Source organism: Kribbella albertanoniae, from assembly GCF_004348455.1.
Lineage (GTDB): Bacteria > Actinomycetota > Actinomycetes > Propionibacteriales > Kribbellaceae > Kribbella > Kribbella albertanoniae.
In genome coordinates this window covers 103,468-113,185 of sequence record NZ_SMKA01000004.1, presented here as the reverse complement: position 1 = coordinate 113,185, position 9,718 = coordinate 103,468, and the positions used below count along the sequence as shown (strand labels likewise).

Annotated in this window: 8 protein-coding genes; 1 reads left to right on the top strand and 7 read right to left on the bottom strand. The window is 67.4% G+C overall.

Annotated elements, in window-relative coordinates; translation table 11 throughout:
• Positions 1-105: 105 nt before the first annotated feature.
• From E1261_RS02530 to E1261_RS02510, 5 genes are all read right to left on the bottom strand, one after another.
• Complete coding sequence (locus E1261_RS02530; protein ID WP_132401115.1) at positions 106-639, bottom strand: hypothetical protein; 534 nt, start codon at positions 637-639, stop codon at positions 106-108.
• Position 640: 1 nt separating this feature from the next.
• On the bottom strand, positions 641-2,143 hold the full coding sequence (locus tag E1261_RS02525; RefSeq protein WP_132401112.1) for an Nramp family divalent metal transporter: 1,503 nt from the start codon (positions 2,141-2,143) through the stop codon (positions 641-643).
• An 88-nt stretch (positions 2,144-2,231) separates the two neighbouring features.
• Positions 2,232-4,376 (bottom strand): acetate--CoA ligase family protein, encoded by a 2,145-nt coding sequence (locus E1261_RS02520; RefSeq protein WP_132401109.1) that lies wholly within the window; start codon positions 4,374-4,376, stop codon positions 2,232-2,234.
• A 43-nt stretch (positions 4,377-4,419) separates the two neighbouring features.
• Positions 4,420-5,646, bottom strand: coding sequence for a formyl-CoA transferase (gene frc / locus E1261_RS02515; protein WP_132401106.1), 1,227 nt, complete (start codon positions 5,644-5,646; stop codon positions 4,420-4,422).
• A gap of 11 nt (positions 5,647-5,657) precedes the next feature.
• On the bottom strand, positions 5,658-7,367 hold the full coding sequence (locus E1261_RS02510; protein ID WP_132401103.1) for a thiamine pyrophosphate-binding protein: 1,710 nt from the start codon (positions 7,365-7,367) through the stop codon (positions 5,658-5,660).
• A 121-nt stretch (positions 7,368-7,488) separates the two neighbouring features.
• On the opposite strand from E1261_RS02510, the gene E1261_RS02505 reads away from it, so the two are divergent.
• Positions 7,489-7,773 (top strand): hypothetical protein, encoded by a 285-nt coding sequence (locus E1261_RS02505; protein ID WP_132401100.1) that lies wholly within the window; start codon positions 7,489-7,491, stop codon positions 7,771-7,773.
• Here E1261_RS02505 and E1261_RS02500 read toward each other — a convergent pair.
• Both E1261_RS02500 and E1261_RS02495 read right to left on the bottom strand, forming a co-directional pair.
• Positions 7,734-8,297 carry a hypothetical protein gene (locus tag E1261_RS02500; protein ID WP_132401097.1) on the bottom strand — a complete coding sequence of 188 codons (564 nt, stop codon included), beginning with the start codon at positions 8,295-8,297 and terminating at the stop codon, positions 7,734-7,736. The two genes, E1261_RS02505 and E1261_RS02500, sit on opposite strands and share 40 nt — an antisense overlap.
• Positions 8,294-9,667 (bottom strand): OFA family MFS transporter, encoded by a 1,374-nt coding sequence (locus E1261_RS02495; RefSeq protein WP_132401094.1) that lies wholly within the window; start codon positions 9,665-9,667, stop codon positions 8,294-8,296. Before E1261_RS02495 ends, E1261_RS02500 begins: the two co-directional genes overlap by 4 nt.
• Positions 9,668-9,718: the final 51 nt, after the last annotated feature.

Below are 9,718 nucleotides of genomic sequence, written 5' to 3'. Positions count from 1 at the left end.
CACCCCCGAGCCCGAGCCCCGCCGCCGGCGCCGCACCCTCAGCTGACACAAACGATCGCCCGCAGCCCCTGGTGGGAGCTGCGGGCGGTCGGCAGGGGATGCGTCTCAGGCGACGCGCTTCTTGCGGCCTCGGCCGGTGGCGGCTTTGCGGGCCTCCATGGCGTTGGCCAGGTGGACGAACTGCTCCACCGTACGGCGGGCGTAGCGGTTGCGCTCGAGGATGTGTGGCCACCAGTGGCGGCCGATCTGTTCGTGCATCCAGAGGAAGCCGATCGCGAAGCCCATGCTGAGCAAAGCGCGGAACGCGAGGAACTTCCAGGGTTCGGGGGGCAGGCCGGGCGAGCCGGCGACCACCCATTCGGTGGCGATCGCGTGCACCAGCAGTGCGAGCGGGAACGCGATCACCCAGTAGACCGCGGCCGGGGCGAACACCCCGGCCGGGACTTTGCCGAGGGCAACGAGTACGGCGTACCCGACACCGAAGGCCATCAGTGGCAGGCCCAGGCCGAGGCCGGTGACGACCGCCCAGCCGAGCGGTTGTCCGACGATCGAGCCGAGGACGCCGGCGACCAGCCCGGCCGCGGCACCCACCGCCGCGGCCGGCATCGAGAACTCCGCGAGTTCCTTCAGGTCGGTCATGTCAGCCCACTGCCACGCCGAAGCGGAAGAGACAGTAGAACAGCATGCCCAGGTAGAACACCGCTCCGAAGCCGATGATCAGGTTCCGCACCGGACCGGGTCTGATCGGTTTGGGCAGCAACTTGTTGTTCACCAGGAGCAACACGATGCAGTAGGCGCCCATCGCGAACGTGGACAGGAAGGCGAGCGTGTCCAGGATCCCGGCCGGGCCGTCGGCCGGACCGAACAACAGGATCAGGATGCCGAAGACGATCACGCCCCACAGGAACCCGGCGTAGATCCGGGACATCGAGAACTTCTTGGCGCCCGGCACGAAGTAGTACGTCATGTCCGCCTGGCCGCGGGAGAACGAGTCGAACAGACCCAGGGTCGCGTTCAGCCCGATCAGTGCGATGAAGCCGAAGAACAGCGAGCCCAGGACCGGTGAACCCGCGGAGGCGAACGCGTCCGACATCGCTTGCAGTGCCGCGGACCGCGAGTCGTCCTGCTGGATGATGGCCGGCAGATCCGGGTTCGTCCGGGCCGCCGACATCGCCAGTACGGTGAACGAGATCGTCACCAGCATCGTGATACCCCAGAAGAGCAGCAGTGCGTCGAACGTGACCCACTTGCGCCAGCCCTTCCACTTCGCCATCTCGGCCGGGTCGTCGGTGTCGAACATGAAGCCCCGCGACGGCATCGCCTCGGCCTCGCCCGAGGACCGCAGACCGCGGATCTTCGGGATGTGCGCCCCCATCCCGGCGCCACTGTCCCGCAACTGCAGCGTGTACCACATCTGCTGCATACCGGACGGGCCGGCGAACGCGATGGATCCCACCACCACCGGGAACCAGGCCTGGGTGAGCGCCTGGTCGGGGAAGTAGCCGAAGGCGAACATGCCGGTCAGGGTCTGGGCCAGATCGTCCCAGCTCCCGACCAGCGCCGCGATCACCGACGTACCGACGACCAGGAAGCCGATCAGCAGCCCGAGGAGTTTCTCGAGGAAGTTGTAGATCACCGAGAGCAGGCTGAACAGGACGCCGACGAACACCAGAGCCACGCACGCCGACGCCTGCCAGGGGATCCCGCTCACTTCCTCGAACGCCGCGGCGCCGGCCGACAGGTGACCGGGCCACATGTAGATCAGGATCGCCGCGACGTAGAAGAACCACATCAGCGGTTTGAAGATCCGGGCCGCGCCGAAGAAGATGCTCTCCCCGGTCGCCATCGCGTACCGGGCCATCTCCAGCAGGACGAACGCCTGCAGCGTGACACCGACCATGAACAACCAGCGGATGTCCGGCCCGAACACCAGGACGAGCCGGGGCCACATGTACGACTCCCCCATCCCCACGCCCAGCGCGACCAGGAACACGGTCGGGCCGAGGATGTGGATGGACGGTGGTGCGTCCGGAAGCTTCCGGATCGGCATCGGTTCGAGCCGGCCCGCTTTCCAGACCTTCTCGGTGACGGCCCCCACTGCGGGCTCGTCGGGTACTTCTGAGGTCTTGCTTGTGACGTCCAAGGCGGACTCCTTAGATCGACGCCAGGCACTGACAAAAACAGTGCGCATTAGTTGGCCCCCGCTGAAGCAACCCCTCCCTGCTACGCAGCTACGAACCGAGCGGCCCCGCGTTGCGGGCCCAGCGGTACTTGGCGCCGAGCACCTGGACAGGTGTCTCGGTGGTGTACGGATAGGCGACCACGCCGTGCTCGAACAGGTACCGGCTGGCTTCCTCGACCTCGACGTCACCCGACAGCGAGGCGACGACGGGCTTGTCGATGCCCTTGGCCCGGTACTCCTCGACCACCTCGGCGACCAGCTGCGCGAACACCATCGGCGGTGTCACGATCGTGTGCCAGTAACCGAGGATCAGCGCATGGATCCGCTCGTCTTCCAGCCCGAGCGCGATCGTGTTCCGGTACGTCGCCGGTGGCTCACCACCGGTGATGTCGATCGGGTTGCCGGCGGCACCGAACGGCGGGATGAACTTCTTGAACGCCGCGTCCAGGTCGTCGGGAATCGTCATCAGCTGCAGGCCGTTGTCGACGCAGGCGTCCGAAAGCAGGACACCGGAGCCACCCGCGCCGGTGATGATGACGACGTTCTCGCCCTTCGGCGTCGGCAGCAGCGGGATCCCGCGGGCGTACTGGAGCATCTCGTTCAGCCCAGGGGCCCGGACCACCCCGCTCTGCCGCAGGATGTCGTCGTACACCTTGTCGTTGCCCGCCAGGGCTCCGGTGTGCGAGCTGGCCGCCTTCGCGCCCATGGCGGTGCGGCCGGCCTTGAGCACGACGACCGGCTTCTTCTTCGACACCCGGGCCGCCGTCTCGGCGAACGCCCGGCCGTCCTTCAGATCCTCTAGGTGCATGGCGATCAGGTTGGTGTTGTCGTCGTTCTCGAAGAACGTCAGGAGGTCATCCTCGTCGATGTCGGCCTTGTTGCCTACCCCAACGATCGCGGAGACACCCATCCGGCTGGACCGGCTGAAGCCCAGGATCGCCATCCCGATCCCGCCGGACTGTGACGACAACGCAACACTTCCTTGTACGTCGTACGGTGTGCAGAAGGTCGCGCAGAGCTTCTCCGGCAGGTAGTAGTAGCCGTAGATGTTCGGACCGAGAATCCGGACGTTGTGCTTGCGCGCGATCGCCACGATCTCGTCCTGGAGCTCCTGCTCACCGGTCTCGGCGAAGCCGGACGGGATCAGGATCGCCCCGGCCACACCCTTCTCACCGCACTGCTCGAGCGCTCCACCGACGAACTTGGCCGGTACGGCGAACACCGCCACGTCCACGTCACCCGGTACGTCGAGGATGCTGGGGAAGGCCTTGAGCCCGAGCACCTCGCCACCCTTGGGGTTGATCGGGTAGATGTCGCCCGCGTACCCGCCGTTGACCAGGTTCTTCATCACCGAGTTGCCGATCTTGCCGTCCTCGTTGGACGCCCCGATCACGGCCACCGCGCGCGGTTTCATGATCCGCGTCATCGCCGTCAGGATCTGCTCCTGGGTGTACCGCTCGACCGGCTTGCCGGCCTCGGCGTCGACGATGATCCGGAAGTCCACCGCGGTGGCGCCGTCCGGCCCGGCCAGCACCGGGTTCAGGTCAACCTCGGCGAACTGCGGGAAGTCGGTGACCAGGTCGGACAGCCGCTTGACCAGTTCGCCCAGCGCGTCCTTGTCCACCGGCTTGGCGCCGCGAACACCTTCGAGCATCTCGTGCGCGTTGATCCCGTCGATCATCGCGCGCGCCTCGGCGTCGTTCAGCGGCGCGAGCCGGAAGGTGACGTCCTTCAGGACCTCGACCAGGACACCACCGAGGCCGAAGGCGACGATCTTCCCGAAGGTCTGATCCGTCACCGCGCCGACGATGACCTCCTGGACGTCACCGCCGGTGACCAGCATCTTCTGCACCTGGACACCACTGATCTGCGCGTCCGCCTTGTAGGCCTTGGCGTTCGCGATGATCTTCTCGTACGCCGCCTGCGCCGCCTCAGGACTGTCGACGCCGACCACGACACCGCCGGCATCGGTCTTGTGCAGGATGTCCGGTGAGGAGATCTTCAGGACGACCGGGAACCCGATCTCCGCCGCGAGACCGGCGGCTCCCTCGGCAGTCGTGGCCAGCCCCTCGCCCGGCGTCGGGATCCCGTACGCATCCGCGACCAGCTTGGCCTCGGGCGCGCTCAGCGAGGTGCGGCCGTCCGCCAGAGCCTGGTCGAGGATGGTCTGGACTGCTGCCTTGTCATAGGTCATGCCATGCACTCCGTTTCAACGGGATCGTTGCGGGAAGGTTGCGTCACACGACGCCGGCGGCCTTGAGTTCCGAGAGCTCGGCGGTGTCGATGCCGAGCGAGCCGTAGACGACCGAGTTGTGTTCGCCGAGACCGGGTGAGGTCTCGATGTCGACCGGGGAGTCGGACAGCTTGATCGGGCAGCCGACGGTCTTGAACGATCCGCGCTGCGGGTGCTCGACCTCGACGACGGCGCCGAGCTCGGCCAGCGTCTCGTCCTCGATCAGTTCGCGGGTGGACATGATCGGCCCGCACGGCACGTTCAGCGCGTTGAGCTTGTCCATCACCTCGAACTTGGTGTGCTGCTCGGTCCACTGCTCGATCAGCGCGAACATCTTGTCCAGCTTGTCGAGGCGGGAGGCGGGCGTGGCCCAGTCCGGGTCCTCGGCCAGCTCGGGCTTGCCGATCAGGTTCGCGATCGGGGCCCAGCCGGGCGGCTGGACGATCACGTAGATGTAGTCGTTCGGCCCGCCAGGCGCCGTACGGACCGCCCAGCCGGGCTGACCGCCGCCGGAGGCGTTCCCGGACCGGGGCACCTCGGAGCTGAAGTTGTCGTTCGGGTACTCCTTCAGCGGACCGTGCGCCAGCCGCTGCTGGTCGCGCAGCTTGACCCGGGTCAGGTTCAGCACGGCTTCCTGCATCGCCACCGAAACGCGCTGGCCCTTGCCGGTGTGCGTGCGCTGGTAGAGCGCGGCGAGGATGCCGGCGACCAGGTGGATCCCGGTCCCGGAGTCGCCGATCTGAGCACCGGTCGCGGTCGGCGGGCCGTCTTCGAAGCCCGTCGTACTCATCGCGCCGCCCATCGCCTGGGCGACCACCTCGTAGGCCTTGAAGTTCTCGTACCGCCCCGGGCCGAAGCCCTTGATCGAGGCGAAGACCAGCTCCGGGTTGATCTCCTGCAGGCGCTCCCAGGTGAAGCCCATCCGGTCGATCGCGCCGGGCGCGAAGTTCTCCACCAGGACGTCGGAGTTCTTCACCAGGTCGATGAAGATCTCCTTGCCACGCTCGGATTTCATGTTCAGCGTGATGCTGCGCTTGTTGCAGTTCAGCATCGTGAAGTAGAGGCTGTCGACGTCCGGTACGTCGCGCAGCTGCTGGCGGGTGATGTCACCGGTCGGCGCCTCGAGCTTGACGACATCGGCGCCGAGCCAGGCGAGAATCTGGGTGCAGGAAGGTCCGGACTGTACGTGCGTCATATCCAGTACGCGGACGCCGTCAAGGGCTTTGCTCATGGCGGTCTCCTCTACTTGTACATCGTCTGGTTCATGGTTCCGGGGGCGTACGCGTCCGGGTCGACCCAGACGTTGATCAGCGACGGCAGGCCGGACTCGCGGGCGCGCTGCATGGCCGGCCCGATGTCCTTGGGGTCGCGGACCTCCTCGCCGTACCCGCCGAGGCTGCGCGCGAACTCGTCGTACTTGACGTCGCCGAGGGTGTTGCCGACCCGGCCGCGGTCGTGGCCGTACTTGGCCTCCTGGCCGTAGCGGATCTGGTTCATCGACGAGTTGTTGCCGATGACACCGACGAACGGGAGGTTGAAGCGGACCAGCGTCTCGAAGTCCCAGCCGGTCATCGAGAAGGCACCGTCACCGAAGAGCGCGACGACCTCCTTGTCGGGCCGCGCGTACTTCGCAGCGAGCACGAACGGGACGCCGACGCCGAGAGTGCCGAGCGGGCCCGGGTCCATCCAGTGCCCCGGCGACTTCGGCTGCACGACACCACCGGAGAAGGTGACGATGTCGCCGCCGTCGCCGATGTAGATCGAGTCCTCGGTGAGGAACTCGTTGATCTCGTGCGCGAGCCGCAGCGGGTGGATCGGGTTCGCGTCGGACAGCTGGCGGGGCAGCCGCTTCTGGTACGCCGCCTCTTCCTCCGCGCGGAGTTCCTTGAACCAGGCCTGGCGATCCGTCTTCCGGACCCGGCCCGTCGAGGCCTGCGTGACGGCGGCCAGGATCGCGCCCGGGTCACCGACCAGACCGAGGTCGACGTCGCGGTTCTTGCCGACCGTGCGGTAGTCCATGTCGATCTGTACGACGGTGGCCGACTTCGGCAGCCGCCGGCCGTAGCCCATCCGGAAGTCGAACGGCGTGCCGACGATGATGATCAGGTCGGCGTTGTTGAACCCGTACCGCCGGGACAGGTGGAAGTGGTGCGGGTCGCCGGGGGCGAGCGTGCCGCGGGCGGCGCCGTTCATGAACGCCGGTACGTCGAGCGCCCGGACGAAGTCGGTGGCCGCATCGCTGCCGCGCGAGGTCCACACCTGACCACCCAGCAGTACGACGGGCTTCTCGGCGTGCGCGATGAGATCCGCGAGGGCCTCGATGGCTGCCGGATCGCCGACGCTCTTGGTGGACGCGCGGTAGTGGCCGGCCTCGGGAACCGTCGCGGACTCGATCGGCACCGAGCCGTCCAGGATGTCCCGCGGGATCTCCAGGAACGACGGGCCGAGCGCGCCGTTGTAGCACTCGCGGAACGCCATCGAGACCATGTCGGCAGCACGCGCGGTGTGCGGCACGGTCGCGGCGAACTTCGTGATCGGCGTCATCATGTCGACGTGCGGCAGGTCCTGCAGGGACCCCATCTTGTGCTGGTTCAGCGCGCCCTGGCCGCCGATCAGCAGCATCGGGCTCTCCGCGCGGAACGCGTTCGCGACACCGGTCACGGCGTTCGTCGTACCGGGCCCGGCCGTGACGACCGCACAACCGGGCTTACCGGTGATCCGCGCGTACCCGTCGGCCGCGTGCGCGGCGACCTGCTCGTGCCGGACGTCGACGACCGCGATGCCCTCGTCGACACAGCCGTCGTAGATGTCGATGATGTGGCCGCCACAGAGGGTGAAGATCACCTCGACCCCCTCGGCCTTCAGGGCCTTGGCGACCAGGTGACCGCCTGAGATCGTCTCCGGCTCCTTCACCTGCGCGACGGACTGGTTCTCCGACACTGTCTGCGCCATCTGCAGTCATCTCCTCGGAAAGAGCCGGGATTCGGCTTTTGGGGTCAATGTAGATTGCATACCGTATGTGGTAGTCGTAGTCTTATCCCACGCCATGGTGGTTGTCCAGAGGGAGGCTCGGATGACAATTCACGAGGAGCTGCACCGAACTCGTTCGGCCTTGCTGGCACTCGAGAAGTCCCTTATGTCCTTGAGGAATCACCTGGGTGAGCATCTCGACGTCCTCCGCCTGCTGGACGATCTCGAACGCTGTACGTCGGACCTGCGCCGGCTCGAGGACCAGGTGCACGTACCGGTCCGTGGCGAGCTGATGGTGATCCCCGACGACGACCGCGACCATGGGTTGTGGGGCGCCGGGGATGTCGATCACGAAGGCGTCGGAGCTCCTGGACGCAGAGCGCCATGAGCTGCGAGGCACTGTTTCAGTAGCTGCCGGAGTCGTCGATCGCGGTCACTGTTCGCCTGGCGAGCGGTGACCGCGACTGCTTCCGCGACCTGTTCGGTGGCGACGAAGGTCCGGTAGAACGGCTCACTCCAGCCGAACCGGCCGAGCAGCGGCAGCCACCAGCGGGCCGCTCCTTCCGGCTCGGTCCGTCCGGTCAGTAGATGCAGTGCGGTCTGATGCGCGCCGTGCAGACGTTGAGCCTCGTCCCCGGTCATGTCACCGCCGGCCAACGCAGTGGACACGCACAGCGCGACCACCCGCGCCGACACCTCCAGCCCAGGCCTCGCGGTGTTGATGAACTTGGGCGCCAGCGGTAGGAGCTCCCGCCGCCCGGCCGAGCTGGTGTGGTCATGGACGGCCCGGGCCGCCGCACTCAGAGTCGGATGCACGCAAGACGGCCGATCCGTCCACGGCTCCCGGGCCAGCTTGGACACCAGCTCCATCACACAGGGGTCAGGCCGCACGACGCGCCCGTACTCACTCACTCGTTCGACCCGGCGACCGGCGTACCCAATTGGGGCCGGACCGGTAGCGCAGGTCGCCCGGGCTGCTTCAGCAACCGCACACTCAGTGCGGCCAGTACGCCGAGCAATCCCGCGCCGAGGAACAGCGGCCGATAGCCGACCACCGCGATCACCGAAGCGGCCACGCCGACTCCGATCAGACCGCCGACGGCCTTGGCGGAGTACAGGATCGCCTGGTTCTGGACCAGGCTGTTCTCGCCGAAGAACTCCAGCACGAGGTTGGCCATGATCGCGTAGAACGCGCCGCCACCGAGGCCGGCGAACATCGCGCAGACGACGAACGCCCAACCCACACCCGCCTCACCAGCGACGACCAGGCCGACGTGGGTGAAACTCTCGACCATCAGTACGGCGGCCAGCACGCGCCGCCGGCCGAATCGGTCGGAGAGTGTGCCGGCGAGTGAGCGACCGAGACCGTTGACTGCGGCAAGCAATCCGGCCGCGAAGCCCGCCACCGCAACACCGAGTCCGGTGGACACTGCGAAGCTCACGACGAAGGCGATGCCGAACAACGACAGGGCGGCGCTGATCGCGAGCATGAGCCACATCAGCGGTAGCGCACCGGTCCGCATCGCTTCGGCCGGGCGGTAGTGCCGCACGGCGGGTGCGTTGTGCGGGATGCTCCGGTTGAGCTTGCGGTCGATCGCCCAGGCCTGCGCGTCAATGGCCGCGGGCCACCAGTGTCGCGGCGGATCTTTCAGCAACCCACCGCCGATGGCAGTGGCCAGCACCGCGACGATCGCGGTCAGGTCGAAGACGAGCCGCCGGCTGCCGGGGCTGTCGGCCAGCGTCAGCAACACGATGCTCGGTACGGCGCCGATCGCGAACCCGCCGGTGACGAAGCCGATCGTGGACGTCCGCCGATCCGGGAACCAGCGGGCCGAGGTCGTGATGCATGCGGCGTAGACCAGGCCGGCGCCGGTACCGCCGAGCAGGGCGTAGCCGATCACCACGACTGCATAGCTGTCCGCATGGGCGAGAGTCGCGAGGCCGACGGCGGACAGCAGGCCGCCGAGCACCACGAGCTGGGTCGGGCTGGCCCGCCGTACCCGCTGGACCCAGCCGGCTGGGATGGCGACCAGGGCCTGGCAGGCGACGAAGATCGCCAGCAGCCACAGGGTTTGGACCGCGCCCCAGCCGCGGTCGGACTCGAGCCCGAGCGCCGCCGTACCGAACGAGTACTGCAACGGGCTGATGGCAATCATGCAGGCCCACGCGGCCCACAACTGCCAGCGGCGCGAGTGCCCGGTCAGGTCCTTGGCATCTTCGCCGACCCGGTAGCGCCGTCCGTACACGTCACGAACATCCCTCGTGGGCATCACGTGATTCATGTCGCCTCCATGGCTACTGCATACCGTATGAGATCTGTGGTACCTCTCCTC